Consider the following 18677-nt stretch of genomic DNA (forward strand, 5'->3'; position numbering starts at 1 on the left):
CGCGTCCCCGCCGCTCCGTACGCATCTCCATACTCCCGGATGCAGTGGCACCGAGTTACCCCTTCCGGTTCGGGCGTCGCACGCGACAACAGACGTTTTATCCACTTCACCCCGAAACTGCGAGCATGAACGCCCGCGACCGCACGGACCTGATTACGCGGTACACCGAAGAGACCGTCACCGAAGAGGAGATCGAGACGCTGCTCGAGGAGCGCGAGGACCCCCACGCGTACATCGGCTACGCCCCGACCGGCGAGATGCACATCGGCCACTTCACGACGATGCGCAAGCTCGCAGACTTCGTCGCCGCCGGACTCGAGGTGACCGTCCTCGTCGCCGACCTCCACGCCCACCTCGACGACGAGAAGTCGCCCTTCGAGCTACTGGAGGCTCGGTCGACCTACTACGAGGAGGCCATCCGCGGGATGATCGAGGCGGCCGGCGGCGACCCGGACGACGTGGAGTTCGTCCGCGGCACCGACTACCAGCTTGAGGAGCCGTACACGCTCGAACTCTACCGGCTCATCGCCGACACCACTATCTCGCGGGCGAAACGGGCAGGCAGCGAGGTCGTCCGCCAGTCCGACAACCCCAAACTCGGCGGCTTGGTTTACACGCTGATGCAGAGTCTCGACGTGCTGGCGCTCGATGCCGACATCGCCTACGGCGGTATCGACCAGCGGGGTATCTACATGCTCTCCCGTGAGCTGTTCGACGACGACGAGAAGCCGGCCTGCGTGTTCGCACCGCTACTCTCGGGGTTGACCGGCGGGAAGATGTCCGCCTCCGACGCCACCTCGAAGGTGAATCTCACCGACTCCCCCGATCAGGTCGACGAGAAGATACAGGGAGCATACTGCCCGCAAGGCGAAGTCGAGGACAACGGCGTTCTCGAATACCTCGAATACCTCGTCTTCCCGGTGTTCGACGAGCGCGGTGAGGTCCTCACGGTCGAACGCCCCGAGGAGTACGGCGGTAACCTCGTCTACGAGACGTACGACGAACTGGAGACCGACTACGTCTCCGGCGAGCTCCATCCCGCCGATTTAAAACCCGGCGCGGCGGCGGCCATCTCGGAGGTGATCGACCCGGTTCGCGAGCGGCTCACGAGCCAGCCGGACCTGCTGGCGGACGCATACCCGGACACCTACGATTGACATCCTCCCCTCCCTGAAGAGCGAGGATCCCCACGTTGGGATATTGTGGTTTACGACGTGACCTGTTCTTGAGGCGCGAATGCGCTGCTCTATTGAAAATGGAAGACAGCAACGGGATCACGCCGTAATGAGTTTAGGAAAACGAGGTCGAGAAGACGGTAATGGGAGTCGCCTTGCTCGACCTCGTTGAGACAGCACTACGTGTAGCTAAACAAGCGTTGGGGAAGCGAGCGGGCAAGCCCGTCTCGGGCGGGCTTGCCCGCGAGACCCACATCGTCGCACACTGTATTCGGAAGGAAGAAGACCACAGCTACGCCGAACTCGTAGATCGGCTCAGTCTCATGCCGGACGTGTGTGAGCGTCTCGGGATCAGCTCGGATGCTCCACCTGATCCAACCACGTTCTACCACTCGTTTGATCGGTATGCGATGTATGTCTGGCGGGCGTTGCTGCGCGTTTCAGCGCAGCAACACCCGCAATCCGGCCACGTTGCCCTCGACAGCACGTTCTTCGAGCGATCTAACGCTTCCCAGTATTATTGTCAGCGGAAAGGACGGACAGTAAAGACGGTCAAGGCGACGACATTGACCGATACAGAGTCGCTGGCGGTGTTGGACGTTCACTGCTGTATCAAGCATGAGCACGATACGAAGGCTGGCCCGCGGGTCGTCCGCCGGAACGCGGACGACCTGCGGGCCGTCGCTGCCGATAACGGATTTCAAGATTGGCACACCGAATGCGAGATCGCAGCATTAGATGTGGACTACCTCATTCAGTACCGTGGATCGACCCCGAAGGCAGCAGCAAACAACGCGCTGATCCGGGCAAAAGGCTATACACAGCGGTGGATGTCGGAAACATCCTACTCAACGGTCAAGCGAACGCAGGACTCCGCCCTGCGTTCGCAATTCTGGTACCGACAGTTCCGTGAGATCATCCTCTCGTTCGCCCTCAACAACCTCAAGAAGCTCACCAAAACACTATGATCCCGCTCCCGTACCGCATTTTCAATAGAGCAGAATGCGCCAGTTTCCTTGTCAAACAAGAACGTCGATGGCTGTGCCAACCAGCCGTTACTCCTATTCACCGACAGATTCGGTGAACTCGGAGATACTTTTTGTCGAAGTATGGAATATCCAGATGTGACATCGAACGGTGGATTGCGTAGGAGTTGTCGGATTCATCCCCGCCCTGAAGGGCGGGGCTTTCTCCCCGGTTCTCCGTAATCGCGGCTACTCTCCGCCGTCGGCGCGTGGCAGTTCCAATTCGAACTCTGCCCCACCCAACTCGCTCTCGTTGACGCGCAGCTCCCCCCGTACGTACTGATTATCTCCTCACACAGGTAGAGTCCGAGCCCGGTTCCTTCGCTTTCCTCTCCCTTCTCTCCCTTCTCAAGCACGCGCGAGCGCATTCCTTCGGGGATGCCCGGCCCGTTGTCGGCGATGCGGACGACCACGCTGTCTGTCGTCGTCTCGGCGGTGACCCGGACGAGTGGCTCGTCGGCGTCGTTGTGCTCAACGGCGTTCGTCAACAGATTATGGAACAGCTCGGAGATGAGGTCGTCGGCCAACACCTCGGCGGGGGGGAAGACGCCGTCGATTTCGAAGACGGCTGCGGGGTGGGCGTCGCGGGCGTCTTCGACGGCGTCGGTCAGCTCTTCGTCGAGTGGCGTCGCGAACAGTTCGTGTTCGTTCCCCTCGATGACGGCCTTCATGAACGAGCGCATCGTGTTGATGAGGTCGGTCATCGAGTCGACGCGGTCGATAATCGTCTCGACCCGCTCGCGCTGGTCGTCGGTAACGCTCGACTCGAGGAACTGGCCTTGCATCCGGACGACGTTCATGCCGTTGAGGAAGTCGTGACGGAGAATGCGGTTGAGAAACTCCATGCGCTCACGCTCCTCCCGAATAGTCCGTTCGCGTTGGAGCCGTCGCAGGGTCTCGCGCAGATGCGTCGTCAACAGCTCGCCGGCCCGGATCTGGCTCTCGTCGAAGCTCTCCCCACGCTTGCTCGCCTGCAACAGCCCCTGTCCGCCAACTGGAATCGTCAGTATCTCCTCGTCACCTCGCCATGTCACCGACGACCCGCCGTCGCGCGCGACGAGCGGCTGCTTGTCGAGCGTGAGCTTATCGGCTGCAGTCTGGTCGAGCAACCCGTCTGTTCCGTGGGTTCGCACCGGCTCGCCGTGGATGTAGAGAACGGCGCGCTCGAAGTGGAGCGACTGTTCGGCGGCGCTCACCGCGAGGTCGAACGCCTCGTCCGTGTCGGGGGCGTTCGCCATCTCCGAGGCCGACTGGTGGAGCTGTTCGATACGGCTGCGAGCGACCCGCTCGCGGGCGAGCTGTTTCTGCTCGGTCACGTCCGTCAACACGAGAAACAGCTCTGCGGTGTTGTCGCCGGTCTCGTCGTACGGCGTCACCTGTGCGATGAAGTCGCGCTGTTCGCCGCGGTCGTCGAGGGTCACCTCGACTTCGAACGGTTCGCCCGCGGTGATGTATTCGATGAACGCGGTGCGTGACTCCATCCCGGCCGCCTGAATCACCTCCTCGAAGACGACCGTCGCGTCGTCGAAGTTATCATCGAAGACGGCGTTCGTCGAGAGCGAGACGACCCGCTCTGGCGAGACGCGGAGTGTTGCCACGTCGTCTGCAGTGTTCTCGAACAGTGCCGCCGTCCGGCTCTGTTCTCTGTCCGCACGCTGTTTCCCCTGCTCTCGGCGCACGTCGAAGATGCCGACGCCGAAGGCGACGACGCTCCCCAGCAGAATCGCGTCCAGCGCGATGACGATCGGCTTGTACTCTCCCTGGAGTCCGACCTGGATGCCGAGTATCCACGTGAACACGAAGCCGAAGCCGGCGGCGATCCCCCACGTCCAGACGATCATCCGGCGGACGTAGCGGAACTGCCAGTCTCGGGAGGCGACCCAGAAGCCGCCGGCGACCAGCAGGAGCGCGAGGAGCAGTCCGATCGAGTTCTCGATCATCGTGGAGTAGATTGGTTTGCCCCCGACGGTGATATCCTCGTACATATCGAGAACGGGGACGGTGATGAGCCCGGCACCCAGCGCACAGATCGAAAGCCCCGCGAGCACACGCTTGGGTCGGCCGGAGAGGTCCATGGTCGAACGTCACTGGAATCGGTCAAAAGCGTTGGTGGTGGGTGCTCTCCTGGACACAGACTGCGGCACGTCCCGGTCTTCGCGCTCTCTGGGGCTCCAACTGATTCTCGCGGTGAGCTAAACGCGTGAGCCGTGGCGCTTACGCCTCCTGGCTCCGGTTGAGAAACCGCGCCACCGGTTTGTCGACGCGTCGGCCGCCGTCTATCAACACGTCGTGTCCCCAGCCGTCGAGTCGTTCGTATCGACCCCCAAGCGCGTCTGCGGTGGTCGCGAACCGCCTCGCTGTGAAGAAGGGGTCGGCTGTTCCCCCGACGATGAGGCTCGGTACCGATAGCTCCCCCAGCCACGCCGTCGCGTCGAACCCGGTTGCGATTGCAAGTGAGCGTCGAAACGCCTCGGTCGGGTGGTCGGGGAGTCGTGTAAAAGCGCGAATTGCGGGTGCGGCGACCCGATTTCTCCAACCGTCGGTGACGGTGTTGAGACCGGCGCGATACACCTTCCGCCACTGCCCGCTGTGCGCCCACTCGCTCCACTTTTTCAGTGACTCTCGGCCGTGTCTGGAGAGCCGTGCCGCGGCCAGCGCCAGCGTGACCGACCGAACGCGGTCGTCTTGGCGTGCGAGCGCGAGCGTCAGAAACCCTCCCATCGAGACGCCGAGCACGTCGGCCGGGCCGATTTCGTCCAGTACGCTCCGGTAGCCGTCAGCCATCGCCGATGCCGTCGCGGCCTCGCTCTCGACCGGTCGCGAAACGTAATAGACCGTCCGCGGAGCGCCGGCGGCTACACACGCCGTCGCCTGCCGGTAGCAGTAGCCCGCCAGCACGCCGTCGAACCACAACTGGTCGCCGGCGGGAAACAGCGGGTCGTTCACGCCGGGGACGACGAGCAGTGGTGGCCCCGTTCCGTAGCGCACGTACGGATGTCCGGCGACCGTCCCGCGTCGAGGAAACAGACTCATCGTCTACCGTCTCGTGTGGCAGATGCAAAAGCTGTCTCTCCGGCGGGGGGCGTGACACAATTCTTATTCGCCGGTGACGGCTACCCGGGGTATGAACGAGGAGCGGGTCCGTGACATCCTGCGTGGAGTCGAGGACCCAGCGCTGGGCGACGATATCGTCTCGTTGGGACTTGTCAACAGCATTGAACTCGACGGCGACGCGGTGACCGTCGACCTCGCGCTCGGGGCACCCTACTCGCCCGTCGAGACCGATATCGCGAACGAGGTGCGGGAACTGCTCGAGACCGAAGGGCTCGACGTGGAACTTGCAGCCAACGTCGACCGCGGAATCGATCCCGACGAGGAGGTCCTTCCGGGCGTGGAGAACATCATCGCGGTCTCGTCCGGCAAGGGCGGTGTCGGAAAGTCGACGGTGGCCGTCAACCTCGCGGCCGGGCTCGCCGATATGGGCGCGAGCGTCGGGCTGTTCGACGCTGATGTGTACGGGCCGAACGTCCCACGGATGGTCGAGAGCGACGAGCGTCCCCAGGCAACGCCAGACGAGACCATCGTGCCGCCAGAGCGGTTCGGCATGAAGCTGATGAGCATGGCCTTCCTCGTCGGCGAGGAGGACCCCGTCATCTGGCGAGGGCCGATGATCCACAAGCTCATCACGCAACTCGTCGAGGACGTGGAGTGGGGGCGACTCGACTACATGATCGTCGACCTTCCGCCGGGGACGGGCGATACGCAGCTCACGCTGCTTCAGTCGGTCCCGATTTCGGGGTCAGTCATCGTGACGACGCCACAGGAGGTCGCACTCGACGACGCGCGCAAGGGCCTGCGTATGTTCGGCAAACACGACACTCCCGTGCTCGGCATCGTCGAGAACATGTCCGGGTTCAAATGTCCCGACTGCGGGAACGTCCACGACATCTTCGGCTCCGGCGGCGGTCAGCGATTCGCCGACGAGAACGAACTGCCGTTCCTCGGCGAACTTCCCCTCGATCCCGACGTACGCGAGGGTGGCGACACGGGACAGCCGGTCGTGCTGGACGACGACAGCGACACGGGCGAGGCGTTCCGCGAGTTCGTCCGCGAGACGGCCGATATGCAGGGAATTGTCCACCGCCAGCGCACCGCGAACCGATGAGCCACTCCGACGAGTACCGCGAACTCCTGCGTGAAGTCGCCGAGGACGTGCGTGGAGATAGCTCCGAGTCAGAGCAGCTCGCGGCCATCCTCTATCGCGTCTCGGACCTCTACGACGAGGAGGAAGACACCGACCCACAGGACGTGTACCGGAACGTGAAGACCATCTTCGAGATCAAAGACCGAGGGACGCTGGCACGCGATTGACTCGGGAGTGTCTGTCGTAGCGAACAGGCGACGCAACTGCGTTCCGAACCGGCGCGTCACACGGTTTTGCCGCCGCGGTTGCCCGCGCTCCCGCCGTGACCGGTCCGGGCGGCTCGTCAGGTCATATCGGCCGTGGTCCCGGCTTCGGATTTGAACCTTCACGCTCCGTGGCCTCTCGTGGCACACCGGCGTTCGGTTCGTGATGCTTAAGTAGGCAAGCCGAGTTCCTACAGACGCACTCGATGTAGGGGCGGATGCCCCGAGTCGGGCGGACTCGATCCGTCGGGCGAAGATACACGACCGCGTGTTGCGGTAGCCAAGTGGCCCAAGGCGCTGGGTTGCTAACTCAGTGGCGTAATGCCCCCGGGGTTCGAATCCCCGCCGCAACGCTCACCCACCCCGATAATCATAGATATGAGCGCGGAAGAACCAGACACAGACGCCGAGGAAGACGAGGACATTCAGTACTTCGTCCGCATCGGCCAGACCGACCTCGACGGGACGAAGACCGTCGAGCGGTCGCTGATGGAGTTGAACGGAATCGGCCAGCGAACGGCCCGCATTGTCGCAGCGAAGGCAGACGTCGACCGCGACTCGGTCTTCGGCTCCCTCGACGAGAGCGTCATCGAACGCGTCGTCGAGACCGTCGAGAATCTCGCCGACGAGATTCCAGAGTGGATGGTCAACCACCAGGACCACTACTTCACCGGCGAGTCCACCCACGAGTTCGGCAACGACCTCGAGATGACGCGTCGACGCGACATCAACCGCATGAAGATGATCGACTCCTATCGTGGCGTCCGACACAAGCGCGGTCAGAAGGTCCGCGGACAGCGCACCAAGTCCACCGGCCGTACCGAGGGAACCATTGGTGTGAACGTCGAGGCCATCAAGGAGCAGCAGGCTGAGGAAGCCGCCGAGGGGGATGAAGAGTAATGCCTCTTGGCTCAAACACGAAGTTCTACGAGACGCCGAATCACCCGTACCAGGGCGAGCGCATCGACGACGAGGCGCGCACCCTCGAAACCTACGGGCTGAAGAACAAAGAAGAGCTGTGGCGGGCACAGTCCGAGCTCCGTAGCTACCGACAGGAGGCGCGTGACCTGCTCGGGGACGCGCAGGGCGACGCCGAAGTCGCCGCCGAGGCGGGCGCGGAGTTCCTCGCTCGGCTCAAGCGCTACAGCATTCTCGACGAGAACGAGAGTCTCGACGACGTGCTGTCGCTCGATCTGACGGACGTACTCGAACGACGGCTCCAGACGCTCGTGTACCGCTCTGGACTGGCCAACACGCCGAATCAGGCGCGCCAGTTCATCAACCACGGCCACATCACGCTCGACGGCGCACGCGTTACCACGCCGTCGATGAAAATTGAAGCCGGCGCATCGGACAACCTCGAGTACGAGGAGCGGAGTCCGCTCGCAGACGACCTGCACCCCGAGCGTGCAGGAGGTGATCAAGAATGAGTGACGAGAAATGGGGCGTCGCACACGTGTACGCCTCGTTCAACAATACGATTATCACGGTAACGGACGTGACCGGCGCGGAGACCATCGTGAAGTCCTCCGGCGGAACGGTCGTGAAACAAAATCGTGACGAGGCGTCGCCGTACGCGGCCATGCAGATGGCCGAGGCGGTCGCCGACGACATCCAAGAGGCCGGCATCACCGGCCTGCACGTCCGCGTGCGCGGTCCGGGTGGGAACCTCAACAAGTCTCCCGGTCCCGGCGCGCAGGCGACGATTCGTGCGCTCGCACGCGCAGGACTCGAAATCGGTCGCATCGAGGACGTAACTCCGATTCCGCACGACGGAACGCGCGCACCGAAGAACGCAGGGTTCTGAGATGAGCGAGGAGTACGCCGTAGAGTTCATCGAGCGGGGCGACGACGAGGCGCGGTTCCTCGTGCGCAATCTCGAACCGGCGTTCGCCAACGGTATTCGCCGTGCGATGGTGGCGGACGTGCCGACGCTCTCGATCGACGAAGTGCGGGTCGTCGAGAACTCGTCGGTGATGTTCGACGAGCAGATCGCCCACCGACTCGGGATGGTCCCGCTGACCACGCCCCCGGGCGAGTTCGACGAGGACGATGTCGTCACGCTCGCCATCGACGTCGAGGGGCCGGACACGGCCTACTCGGGCGATCTCGTGTCGAGCGACGGGCTCGTCGAGCCCGCTACCGACGGCATCCCCATCATCGAACTGAAGGAGGACCAGCGGCTCGAAGTTGAAGCCGACGCCGTCCTCGATACCGGGAAGTCCCACGCCAAACACCAGGGCGGCGTGGCCGTCGGCTACCGACATCTCCAGCGCGTGGAGGTCGTCGGTGACCGCGGCGAGTTCGAGGACGAGGAGCCACAGGTCGTGCGCGGCGTCATCGAGGAGGATGGTGAACTCATCCCCGCCGAGGCGTTCGACAACGACCTCACGAACCGCTACGACGGCGAGGAAATCGAGGTCCACGACGTGCCGAACGCGTTCGTCTTCGAGGTGGAGACGGACGGGTCGATGAGCGTCGACGACCTCGTGACCGAGGCGGTCGGCACCCTCCGCGCTCGCGCGGACGAACTGGAATCCGCAGTCCAACTGTAAGATGACCACACACGCCCACACCCCGGTCGCGCCCGCTGGCTCTGTCAGCGACGGCGACACCGAAGGGGTTACGTACGGGCGTGTGGTACGGTCGTCTGCCTGCAGGGATAGCCAAGTCAGGCCAAAGGCGCAGCGTTCAGGGCGCTGTCGTGTAGACGTTCGCAGGTTCAAATCCTGCTCCCTGCATCCATTTTCCTACCAGATGGAGAGTGATACCGAATGAGTAAGACAAATCCGAGACTTGATAGTCTCATCGCCGACCTCAAATCGACCGCCCGCAACGGCGGTGGAGACGTGTGGGCAGACCTCGCCGAACGGCTCGAGAAGCCCCGGCGCACCCACGCGGAGGTCAACCTCGGTCGTATCGAGCGGTACGCCCGCGAGGACGAGACGGTACTCGTGCCGGGCAAGGTGCTCGGCTCCGGTGCGCTCCGCAAGGACGTTACCGTCGCCGCCGTCGACTTCTCCGGTTCCGCCGAGACGAAGATCGAGGCCGCTGGTGAGACCCAGACACTTGAGGAAGCGCTCGAGAACAACCCAGACGGCAACGACGTTCGGGTGATTCGATGAACACAGCAGAGTTCGATGCAGATCTCGTCGTCGACGCCCGCGACTGCATCGTCGGTCGCGTCGCGTCCAACGTCGCACAGCAGGCCCTTGACGGTGACCGCGTGGCTATCGTCAACGCCGAACGCGCCGTCATCACGGGCAACGAGGAGGCCACGATGGACGTGTACCGCAAGCGCGTGGAGGTCGGCTCCGACAGCGGTCCCTACTACCCGAAGCGCCCGGACCGCATCTTCAAGCGAGCCGTGCGCGGCATGCTCCCGTACAAGACGACGAACGGGCGCGAGGCGTTCGAGAACGTCCGCGTCTACGTCGGGAATCCGCACGACGAGGAGGGTGAGGTGCTCGAGGGCACGTCGCTCGACCGACTGTCGAACATCAAATTCACCTCGCTCGCCGAGGTGTCCGAGGAACTTGGTGCAAACGTCACATGGTAACGAACACATCCGGCAAGAAGAAGACCGCCGTCGCCCGGGCGACCGTCAGCGACGGCACTGGTAAGGTACGCATCAACAGCCAGCCGGTCGAGTTGATCGAACCGGAGCAGTCCCGGCTGAAGATGCTCGAACCGTTCCGCATCGCGGAGGCAGACCTCCGCGAGGAGATCGACATCGACGTCGAAATCAGCGGCGGTGGCTTCGCCGGGCAGGCAGACGCCGCCCGGACGGCCATCGCACGCGGGCTGGTCCAGCACAACAACGACGCCGAGCTCCGCGACGCGTACCTCTCGTTCGACCGGTCGCTCTTGGTCAACGACGTGCGACAGTCCGAATCGAAGAAGTGGGGCGGTCCCGGTGCGCGGGCTCGCTACCAGAAGTCCTACCGCTAGGTGATTCACACATGATGGTTCCAGTTCGGTGTTTCACGTGCGGAAAGGTCGTCGGTGAGCACTGGGAGGAGTTCAAAGAGCGCTCCCGCGAGGGCGACGAGGACCCCAAACAGGTGCTTGACGAGCTTGGCGTGGACCGCGCCTGTTGTCGACGCATGCTCGTCTCGCACAAGGACCTCGTCGACATCGTTGCCCCATACCAATGAAAACCGACAACCGATACGAGAAGGCCCGACTCCTCGGGGCACGCGCCCTGCAGGTAAGCTACGGTGCGCCCGTGCTCGTGGACACGAACCAGACCGAGCCGATCCTCATCGCGGCCGAGGAGTACGACGCCGGTGTGCTTCCGTTCACCGTACGGCGAGGTGACGAGACGTGACGCTCATCACCGAGGTGCGATTGCGAGAGATACTCGACTCGCGGGGAAATCCGACGGTCGAAGCCGAGGTCCGGACCGAGTCCGGCGGCTTCGGCCGCGCGGCGGCTCCCTCCGGAGCCTCGACCGGCGAGTACGAGGCCGTCGAACTCCCGCCCGAGGAGGCGATCGCGAACGCTCGCGAACGCGCCGTCCCGCGCATCGAGGGACAGGTGTACGCCGGCGACCAGCGGACGGTCGACCGGACGCTCCACGGCGCGGACGGTACGGACGACTTCTCCGGCATCGGAGCCAACGTCGCCGTCGCCGTCTCGATGGCCGCAGCGAAGGCGGGGGCCGACATGCTCGGCGCGCCGCTGTACCAGCACCTCGGTGGTGCGTTCCGTGGCGACGGCTTCCCGACGCCGCTTGGTAACGTCGTCGGTGGCGGTGAACACGCCGCCGACGCGACAGATATCCAGGAGTTCCTCGCCGCGCCCGTCGGCGCACCGAGCGTGACGGATGCGGTGTTCGCGAACGCGGCCGTCCACGGGGCGGTCGCCGACCTGCTCGCCGAGCGTGACATCCCCGCCGCGAAGGGGGACGAGGGAGCGTGGGCCCCGTCGGTCACCGACGAGGAGGCGTTCGCCATCGTCTCGGCCGCCATCGAGTCCGTGGAAGACGAGGTCGGCTTCGAGATTCGCATGGGACTTGACGTGGCCGCGAGCGAACTGTTCGACGGCGAGCAGTACGTCTACGCCGACACGACGCGCACGCCCGACGAGCAGATCGAGTACGTCGCCGAGTTGGCGAGCGACTACGATCTCGCGTACATCGAGGATCCGCTGGACGAGGACGACTACGAAGGCTTTGCCGAACTGACCGGCCGTGTGTCCGACGAGACGCTCGTCTGTGGCGATGACCTGTTCGTCACCAACACGGAGCGTCTCGCGACGGGGATCGAGACCGGTGCGGCCAACTCGATTCTCATCAAGCCAAATCAGATTGGCACGCTCTCTGACGCGTTCGACGCGATCGAACTCGCGAGAGAGAACGGTTACGACGCCGTCGTCTCCCACCGGAGCGGAGAGACGGAGGACACGACGATTGCACACCTCGCCGTCGCGACCGACGCCCCGTTCATCAAGACGGGCGCGGTCGGCGGCGAGCGAACCGCCAAGCTGAACGAACTAATCCGAATCGAGGCAAACGCATGAGCGACAACGACGAAGGTCTCGAAGCGGCCGAATCCGAGGTCGAGGAGGAGCCCACCGGCGAGACCGGTGCCGTTCCGTCCGAGGACCCGGAGCCGGTCGCCGAGACTGATGACACAGACGAATCGAGCGACGAGACACCGATGCTGGACGAGGACGTCATGCCGGACGACGAGGCGGACCTCCTCATCCCCGTCGAGGACTACCTGGCTGCCGGTGCCCACATCGGGACCCAGCAGAAGACCAAGTCGATGGAGCGGTTCATCCACCGGGTCCGCACGGACGGGCTGTACGTGCTCGACGTGTCCCAGACCGACAGCCGCATCCGAACCGCGGCGTCGTTCCTCTCGAACTACGAGCCGGAGCAGATTCTGGTCGCCTCTTCGCGCCAGTACGGTCGCTTCCCGGCCGAGAAGTTCGCCGAGGCCGTGGGCGCACGCGCCCGCACCGGTCGCTTCATCCCCGGCACCCTGACCAACCCCGACTACGACGGCTACATCGAGCCGGACGTCGTCGTGGTGACCGACCCAATCGGTGACGCCCAGGCAGTGAAGGAGGCCATCACCGTCGGTATCCCGGTCATCGCGATGTGCGACTCCAACAACACGACCTCGAACGTCGACCTCGTCGTCCCGACGAACAACAAGGGTCGAAAGGCGCTGTCTGTCGTCTACTGGCTGCTCGCCAACGAGACGCTCGACAAGCGCGGCGCGGAGCCGACGTACGCCCTCGAAGACTTCGAGACCGAACTGTAAGGCCGATTTTCTACTTTCTCGCGCCCGACAGCGGTAGCTCTCGCAGATACGCGTACAGCAGCTCGTCGGGGAGCGTCGCGTGCCACGCCGCTCCATCCGTCGGCGTCCCCGTCGCTCGCGCCGAGAAGACGGCAAACGGCTGTGGAACCGGCTCGCGGTCGGTCCAGTCGCTGAGATACCGGACGTGGATGTGGGACAAGCCGGTGAGTGAGACGTTCAGCCCGTACTCTCGGACGGCGGTCTCAGCACACTCGACGTACTCCTGTCCCGGACGGCAGGTGGCTGCCGGCTCGGCCCACCCCTCGTCGGTGTCGACGAGGAGGACGCGGCCGTCGGGGTCGCGGACCCACGCGCCCGCCCCACCCGGGCCGTCGAAGGCAGCCGCGCGTTCACGCAGGCGGTCGTACACGTCTGGCTCGACCTCGCGGTGTTCACCGACCACCTCGACGCTGCCGTACTCGGCGGCGAGTTCCGAGAGGGTGCGGTCGAGGTGCCGGCGGGCATCGAGGACGGACACGGTCGTCGTTGTCGCGGCGGCGGCTTAGTCCTGTTCCAGGCGCGCATCGAACACACTTAACCCGAGCGCGGAGTCACGACGAGACATGACAACATCGAGTGCTCCCGGCAAGGTGTATCTGTTCGGGGAGCACGCCGTCGTCTACGGGGAGCCGGCGGTGCCGTGTGCCGTCGGGCGGCGGGCACGGGTCACCGTCGAGGAGCGCGACGACGACCGCATCCGCGTCGAGGCCGAGGACCTCTCGCTGGACGGGTTCACGGTCACCTACGGCGACGACCCGGGCGACGCCGACGTGAACGTCCCCGGTGACCTCGTCGCGGCCGCGACGGGCTACGTCGACGGCGCGGTCGCACAGGCACGCGACGCCGCGGACGCCCCCGACGCCGGCTTCTCGGTCACCATCGAGTCGGACATCCCGCTCGGTGCGGGGCTCGGGTCGTCGGCCGCCGTCGCCGTCGCCGGTATCGACGCCGCGACGCGGGAACTCGGCGTGGAACTCACGCCGACCGAACTTGCGGACCGTGCCTACCAGGTGGAACACGAAGTGCAGGAGGGACAGGCCTCACGGGCCGACACGTTCTGCTCGGCGATGGGTGGGGTCGTCCGCGTCGAGGGCGACGACTGCAAGCGGCTACCGGACCCGCCGGACCTTCCGTTCGTCGTCGGCTACGACGGGGGTGCCGGCAACACCGGCGAACTCGTCGCCGGGGTGCGTGACCTCCGCGAGCGGTACGACTTCGCCGCCGACGCCGTCGAGTCCATCGGCGACCTCGTGCGCGAGGGCGAGCGCGCCCTCCGCGGGAACGACGTGACCAGACTCGGCGAACTGATGGACTTCAACCACGGGCTGCTCTCCGCGCTCGGCGTCTCCGCGCGGTCGCTGGACGCGATGGTGTGGGCCGCCCGTGGCGCGGGGGCGACTGGCGCGAAGCTGACGGGTGCCGGCGGCGGCGGCTGTGTCGTCGCCCTCGATGAGAGCGACGCCACACGGACTGCCCTCGAGTACACGACCGCCTGCGAGACGGCGTTCCGTGCCGAGCTCGACACGGAGGGCGTTCGCCGTGAGTAGCCCGACGATTCTCAAGCTCGGCGGGAGCGTCATCACCGACAAGGACGCTCCCGAGACGGTCGCAACGAATCGACTCGCCCGACTCGCGGCCGACATCGCCGGGGCCGACGGTCCGCTCGTCGTCGTCCACGGCGGCGGGAGCTTCGGCCACCACCACGCCAGCGAACACGGCGTCTCCCGGACGAACGGGAGCCGCGACGCGCAGGCGGCCCGCGATATCACGAACGCAATGCGTACGCTCAACGACGCCGTGGTCGCGGCGCTCGCCGACGCCGGCGTGGCGGCCGTCCCGGTCCACCCGTTCTCGATGGCCGCACGAGACGCCGACAGCGACCTCACGCTCCCAGCCGGGAGCGTCGAGACGATGCTCGGTTCGGGTTTCGTGCCCGTGCTTCACGGCGACGTGGTCGTCCACGCCGGCGAGGGCGTGACCATCCTTTCGGGCGATGAAATCGTCGTCTCGCTGGCCGAGTCGCTGGGGGCCGACCGCGTCGGACTCTGCTCTGCCGTGCCGGGCGTGCTCGACGACGACGAGAATGTGATTTCCACTATCGAGGCGTTCGACGACGTGGCTCATGTCCTCGGCGGGAGCGACTCGACGGACGTGACCGGCGGGATGGCGGCGAAGGTGCGGGAACTGCTCGCGCTCGACTCGCCGGCGTACATCTTCGACGCCGACGGCGTCGGGCCGTTCCTCGCTGGCGAGCGACCGGGGACGCGTATCGGGTAAGCGAGTGTCAAGATTCAACTGAGTGCCACGACCACTCCTGATATGCACGACGGTGACCCGCGGTGAATCCGCTCCTCCTGGCTCTTGGCGTACTCGGTGTCGGCATCGGCGGCTCCCTCTGTTACTCGGGCTGGAAGACGCGCGCGACGCGCAACCTCATCGCGTCGACCGAGACGACAGAGATTCTCCAGCTCACTCCCGGACCGGCCGAGGTTGTGGGGCAAAGCGAGGCGACCGACGACGGACTGTTTCCCGCCCCGTTCACCGACGACGAGGTCGTTGCGGCGTCGTGGGAAATCGAGGAGTGGGAGGAGTCGGGGAAACACTCCTCGTGGCGCAGTGAGGGGTCGGGGTCGTACGCGACGGAGTTTTATCTCGACGACGGAACGGACCGCGTGCTCGTCCGCCCGGAGGGTGCAGACCTGGAGTTCGACCCCGCCGGTCGGTGGGAGCAAGAAATCGGCGTCGACGAACCGTTGCCGGACCCGATACAGGCGTTTCTCGCGATGGATTCGACGCCCGGCGACCCGCAAGAGGCGCTCATCAAGGCGCTCGACTTCGGCCAGCAGGTCGGCGACAGACGCTACACTCAAAACACCATCGCCGCGGGCGACCAAGTGTACGTGCTCGGGACGGCGACCCGCGTCGGGGCACACTCGTTCGGGGCGAACGACTTCGAGATCGTCGCGAGCGCGGACGACGGCCACCGCGACGCCGAGCGATTCATCGTCTCGAACCGCTCTGAGTCCGACCTCATCGACGCACAGGCCTCGTCGGCGCGGTGGCGACTGATCGGCGGTCTCTTCGTGACGCTGCTCGGAGTCGGGTTGCTCGCGGCCGGCGTCGCCGCCTGATTACGGCCGACGACCCACGACACTTTTACGTCTGGCCACGGGAGTGACAGGTAACCGAGACGCGGTCGCCCCGGACCAAGCGGGCGACCGGCTTCGACAGCCGTGGACGGCTGGCTTTCGGGCCACCGTTCCGGTCGGCTGTCACCCGCGCGTGCCGTATCGGACGACAGTTGCGGGTACTCGCCGGTCGCACTCGTGGCGGCCCCTCGGACGTAACCTATGGAAATCGACATCGCAACAATCGGCGGCTACGAGGAAGTGGGCCGGCAGATGACTGCCGTCCGCGCTGGCGACGACATCGTCATCTTCGACATGGGACTGAACCTGTCGAAGGTCCTCATCCACGACAACGTAGAGACGGAACGAATGCACAGCCTCGACCTCATCGACATGGGGGCGATTCCCGACGACCGCGTGATGAGCGACCTCGAGGGGGACGTGCAGGCCATCGTGCCGACGCACGGCCACCTCGATCACATCGGGGCAATCTCGAAGCTCGCCCACCGGTACGACGCCCCCATCGTCGCCTCCCCGTACACCATCGAACTGGTGAAACAGCAGATCGAGGGCGAACAGAAGTTCGGCGTCGACAACGACCTCCAGAAGATGGAGGCGGGCGAAATGCTCGAAATCGGTGACTCCGGCAACGTCCAACTGGAGTTCGTCAACGTCACTCACTCCATCATCGACGCCATCAACCCGGTCGTCCACACCCCCGAGGGCGCTATCGTCTACGGGCTGGACAAGCGGATGGACCACACCCCGGTTATCGGCGATCCGATCGATATGGACCGCTTCCGCGAAATCGGTCGCGAGGGCAACGGCGTGCTCGCGTACATCGAGGACTGTACCAACGCCGGTCGCAAGGGCCGCACGCCCTCGGAGTCGACCGCCCGCGGTCACCTGAAAGATGTGATGGGGTCCATCGAGGACTACGACGGCGGTATCGTCGCCACCACGTTCTCCTCACACATCGCGCGCGTCTCCTCGCTCGTCGAGTTCGCGAAGGACATGGGCCGACAGCCGGTCCTGCTCGGGCGCTCGATGGAGAAGTACTCCGGGACGGCAGAGCGGCTCGGCTTCGTCGACTTCCCCGACGACGTGGGGATGTACGGCCACCGCAAGTCCGTCGACCGGACGTTCAAACGAATCATGAACGAGGGGAAAGAGAACTTCCTCCCAATCGTGACGGGCCACCAGGGCGAGCCGCGTGCAATGCTCACCCGGATGGGTCGCGGCGAGACGCCGTACCAGCTCGACGAGGGGGACAAGGTGCTGTTTTCGGCACGCGTCATCCCGGAGCCGACCAACGAGGGGCAGCGCTACCAGTCCGAGAAGCTGCTCGGCATGCAGGGTGCCCGCATCTACGATGACATCCACGTCTCGGGCCACCTCCGCGAGGAGGGCCACTACCAGATGCTCGACGCGCTCGAACCGCAGAACGTCATCCCGGCCCACCAAGACATGAAGGGCTTCGCGCCGTACGTGGACCTCGCGGCGAAGAAGGGGTACACGCTCGGGCGTGACCTCCACGTGACGCGCAACGGCAACATCATCAACCTGGTCGAATGAGCTGCAAAGAGCGCGTCCGCGCGGCTGTCGAAGCCCGTCGCGAGGAGGTGAACGACGCGATTGACGAACAGCTACCGCTGGCGCGACCCGAGCGGCTGTACGAGGCCTCCCGGTATCTTCTCACCGCCGGTGGGAAGCGCCTGCGACCGACACTGCTGTTGCTCGTCGCGGAGGCGCTCACCGACACCGACCCACAGACGCAGCCGTACCGGTCGTTCCCGGACCTCACCGACGAGCCGGTCGACCTGATGAGCGGTGCCGTCTCCATCGAGGTCATCCAGTCGTTCACGCTCATCCACGACGACATCATGGACGACGACGACCTCCGTCGCGGGGTCCCGTCGGTCCACCGCGAGTACGACGTTGGCACGGCCATCCTCGCCGGGGACACGCTCTACTCGAAGGCGTTCGAGTACATGCTGGAGACCGGCGCGCCGGCCGACCGACAGGTTCGGGCGCTCGACGAACTCGCCACCACCTGCACGGAAATCTGTGAGGGGCAGGCGTTCGACGTAGAGTTCGAGGGTCGCGGCGACGTGACCACCGACGAGTACATGGAGATGGTTGAGCTGAAGACCGCCGTTCTGTACGCTGCTGCGGCCGCGATTCCGGCCATCCTGTTGGGTGCGGACGACGAGACCGTCGACGCGCTTCACCAGTACGGCATCGACATCGGACGGGCGTTCCAGATTCACGACGACGTGCTCGACTTGACGACGCCGTCGGAGAAGTTGGGTAAACAGCGCGGTTCCGACCTCGTCGAGGGCAAACGGACCGCCATCACGCTCCACGCCCGCGAGCAGGGCGTCGATATCGAGAGTCTGGTCGACACCGACGACCCCGAAGCCGTCACCGAAGCGACCATCGACGAGGCCGTCGCGGAACTCGAATCCGCCGGCTCGATTCAGTTCGCCAGCGACCTCGCCGAGGAACACGTCGAGAACGGGAAACAGCGACTCCAGCGGCTCCCCGACAACGAGGCGCGGTCGCTGCTCGAGGATATCGCGGACTTCCTCATTACCCGAGAGTACTGACGGCGAACCCACGCCCTTT

At 65.0% G+C, this 18677-nt stretch carries 23 protein-coding genes, 2 tRNA genes and 1 pseudogene; 22 read left to right on the top strand and 4 right to left on the bottom strand.

From position 1 onward, the window contains the following. Positions 1–125 precede the first annotated feature (125 nt). Complete coding sequence (locus DMP03_RS09810; RefSeq protein WP_152120512.1) at positions 126–1157, top strand: tyrosine--tRNA ligase; 1032 nt, start codon at positions 126–128, stop codon at positions 1155–1157. A 161-nt stretch (positions 1158–1318) separates the two neighbouring features. After that, entirely contained in the window at positions 1319–2143 is an 825-nt protein-coding gene (locus tag DMP03_RS09815) for a transposase (RefSeq protein ID WP_152120513.1), read from the top strand. A 20-nt stretch (positions 2144–2163) separates the two neighbouring features. Here DMP03_RS09815 and DMP03_RS14940 read toward each other — a convergent pair. The 3 genes and pseudogenes from DMP03_RS14940 to DMP03_RS09825 form a co-directional block, all read right to left on the bottom strand. Continuing rightward, positions 2164–2298, bottom strand: a pseudogene (locus DMP03_RS14940) (RNA-guided endonuclease TnpB family protein); the annotation flags it as partial. Between the two features lie 39 nt (positions 2299–2337). Further along, positions 2338–4275, bottom strand: a complete 1938-nt coding sequence (locus DMP03_RS09820) for a sensor histidine kinase (RefSeq protein WP_152120514.1) — start codon at positions 4273–4275, stop codon at positions 2338–2340. Positions 4276–4414: 139 nt separating this feature from the next. Beyond that, on the bottom strand, positions 4415–5233 hold the full coding sequence (locus tag DMP03_RS09825; RefSeq protein WP_152120515.1) for an alpha/beta fold hydrolase: 819 nt from the start codon (positions 5231–5233) through the stop codon (positions 4415–4417). Between the two features lie 91 nt (positions 5234–5324). Here DMP03_RS09825 and DMP03_RS09830 point away from each other — a divergent pair, with 91 nt between their 5' ends. From DMP03_RS09830 to rpsB, 15 genes are all read left to right on the top strand, one after another. Further along, positions 5325–6365 carry an Mrp/NBP35 family ATP-binding protein gene (locus DMP03_RS09830; protein ID WP_152120516.1) on the top strand — a complete coding sequence of 347 codons (1041 nt, stop codon included), beginning with the start codon at positions 5325–5327 and terminating at the stop codon, positions 6363–6365. Continuing rightward, positions 6362–6571: a hypothetical protein gene (locus DMP03_RS09835; RefSeq protein WP_152120517.1), complete on the top strand. Its 210-nt coding sequence runs from the start codon at positions 6362–6364 to the stop codon at positions 6569–6571. The genes DMP03_RS09830 and DMP03_RS09835 overlap by 4 nt, the downstream gene beginning before the upstream one ends. A 306-nt stretch (positions 6572–6877) precedes the next feature. Further along, positions 6878–6960: transfer RNA gene (locus DMP03_RS09840), tRNA-Ser, on the top strand. Positions 6961–6985: 25 nt separating this feature from the next. Beyond that, the gene (locus DMP03_RS09845) at positions 6986–7507 is read left to right on the top strand and encodes a 30S ribosomal protein S13 (RefSeq protein WP_152120518.1); all 522 of its coding nucleotides are present in this window, start codon (positions 6986–6988) and stop codon (positions 7505–7507) included. Further along, a complete protein-coding gene (locus DMP03_RS09850; RefSeq protein ID WP_152120519.1) occupies positions 7507–8037 on the top strand; it encodes a 30S ribosomal protein S4 in 531 nt (176 codons plus the stop codon). Before DMP03_RS09845 ends, DMP03_RS09850 begins: the two co-directional genes overlap by 1 nt. Next, positions 8034–8414 carry a 30S ribosomal protein S11 gene (locus DMP03_RS09855; protein WP_075936079.1) on the top strand — a complete coding sequence of 127 codons (381 nt, stop codon included), beginning with the start codon at positions 8034–8036 and terminating at the stop codon, positions 8412–8414. The genes DMP03_RS09850 and DMP03_RS09855 overlap by 4 nt, the downstream gene beginning before the upstream one ends. A gap of 1 nt (position 8415) precedes the next feature. Then, a complete protein-coding gene (locus DMP03_RS09860) occupies positions 8416–9162 on the top strand; it encodes a DNA-directed RNA polymerase subunit D (RefSeq protein ID WP_152120520.1) in 747 nt (248 codons plus the stop codon). Between the two features lie 101 nt (positions 9163–9263). Next, a tRNA-Leu gene (locus tag DMP03_RS09865) sits at positions 9264–9348 on the top strand. Positions 9349–9381: 33 nt separating this feature from the next. Next, on the top strand, positions 9382–9732 hold the full coding sequence (locus DMP03_RS09870) for a 50S ribosomal protein L18e (RefSeq protein ID WP_075936081.1): 351 nt from the start codon (positions 9382–9384) through the stop codon (positions 9730–9732). After that, positions 9729–10166 carry a 50S ribosomal protein L13 gene (locus DMP03_RS09875; RefSeq protein WP_152120521.1) on the top strand — a complete coding sequence of 146 codons (438 nt, stop codon included), beginning with the start codon at positions 9729–9731 and terminating at the stop codon, positions 10164–10166. The genes DMP03_RS09870 and DMP03_RS09875 overlap by 4 nt, the downstream gene beginning before the upstream one ends. Next, on the top strand, positions 10160–10558 hold the full coding sequence (locus DMP03_RS09880) for a 30S ribosomal protein S9 (RefSeq protein WP_152120522.1): 399 nt from the start codon (positions 10160–10162) through the stop codon (positions 10556–10558). Before DMP03_RS09875 ends, DMP03_RS09880 begins: the two co-directional genes overlap by 7 nt. Before the next feature lie 11 nt (positions 10559–10569). Further along, on the top strand, positions 10570–10764 hold the full coding sequence (locus DMP03_RS09885) for a DNA-directed RNA polymerase subunit N (protein WP_152120523.1): 195 nt from the start codon (positions 10570–10572) through the stop codon (positions 10762–10764). Beyond that, complete coding sequence (locus DMP03_RS09890) at positions 10761–10937, top strand: DNA-directed RNA polymerase subunit K (protein ID WP_123123985.1); 177 nt, start codon at positions 10761–10763, stop codon at positions 10935–10937. The genes DMP03_RS09885 and DMP03_RS09890 overlap by 4 nt, the downstream gene beginning before the upstream one ends. Beyond that, positions 10934–12130, top strand: coding sequence for a phosphopyruvate hydratase (eno, locus tag DMP03_RS09895; protein WP_152120524.1), 1197 nt, complete (start codon positions 10934–10936; stop codon positions 12128–12130). Before DMP03_RS09890 ends, eno begins: the two co-directional genes overlap by 4 nt. Next, a complete protein-coding gene (gene rpsB, locus DMP03_RS09900; protein WP_075936087.1) occupies positions 12127–12882 on the top strand; it encodes a 30S ribosomal protein S2 in 756 nt (251 codons plus the stop codon). Before eno ends, rpsB begins: the two co-directional genes overlap by 4 nt. 10 nt (positions 12883–12892) lie before the next feature. On the opposite strand, the gene DMP03_RS09905 is transcribed toward rpsB, so the two are convergent. Beyond that, the gene (locus DMP03_RS09905) at positions 12893–13399 is read right to left on the bottom strand and encodes a hypothetical protein (RefSeq protein WP_152120525.1); all 507 of its coding nucleotides are present in this window, start codon (positions 13397–13399) and stop codon (positions 12893–12895) included. Positions 13400–13484: 85 nt separating this feature from the next. Between DMP03_RS09905 and mvk the strand changes: the two genes are divergently transcribed. The 5 genes from mvk (at position 13485) to idsA3 (ending at position 18658) form a co-directional block, all read left to right on the top strand. After that, the gene (mvk, locus tag DMP03_RS09910) at positions 13485–14468 is read left to right on the top strand and encodes a mevalonate kinase (RefSeq protein ID WP_152120526.1); all 984 of its coding nucleotides are present in this window, start codon (positions 13485–13487) and stop codon (positions 14466–14468) included. Beyond that, a complete protein-coding gene (locus DMP03_RS09915) occupies positions 14461–15198 on the top strand; it encodes an isopentenyl phosphate kinase (protein WP_225870781.1) in 738 nt (245 codons plus the stop codon). Before mvk ends, DMP03_RS09915 begins: the two co-directional genes overlap by 8 nt. A gap of 62 nt (positions 15199–15260) precedes the next feature. Continuing rightward, entirely contained in the window at positions 15261–16052 is a 792-nt protein-coding gene (locus tag DMP03_RS09920; RefSeq protein WP_152120528.1) for a GIDE domain-containing protein, read from the top strand. Between the two features lie 219 nt (positions 16053–16271). Next, positions 16272–17624 carry a ribonuclease J gene (locus DMP03_RS09925; protein ID WP_152120529.1) on the top strand — a complete coding sequence of 451 codons (1353 nt, stop codon included), beginning with the start codon at positions 16272–16274 and terminating at the stop codon, positions 17622–17624. Next, on the top strand, positions 17621–18658 hold the full coding sequence (gene idsA3 / locus DMP03_RS09930; RefSeq protein ID WP_152120530.1) for a geranylfarnesyl diphosphate synthase: 1038 nt from the start codon (positions 17621–17623) through the stop codon (positions 18656–18658). The genes DMP03_RS09925 and idsA3 overlap by 4 nt, the downstream gene beginning before the upstream one ends. Positions 18659–18677: the final 19 nt, after the last annotated feature.

It is taken from the genome of Halosegnis rubeus, from assembly GCF_009184545.1.
Classification (GTDB): domain Archaea; phylum Halobacteriota; class Halobacteria; order Halobacteriales; family Haloarculaceae; genus Halosegnis; species Halosegnis rubeus.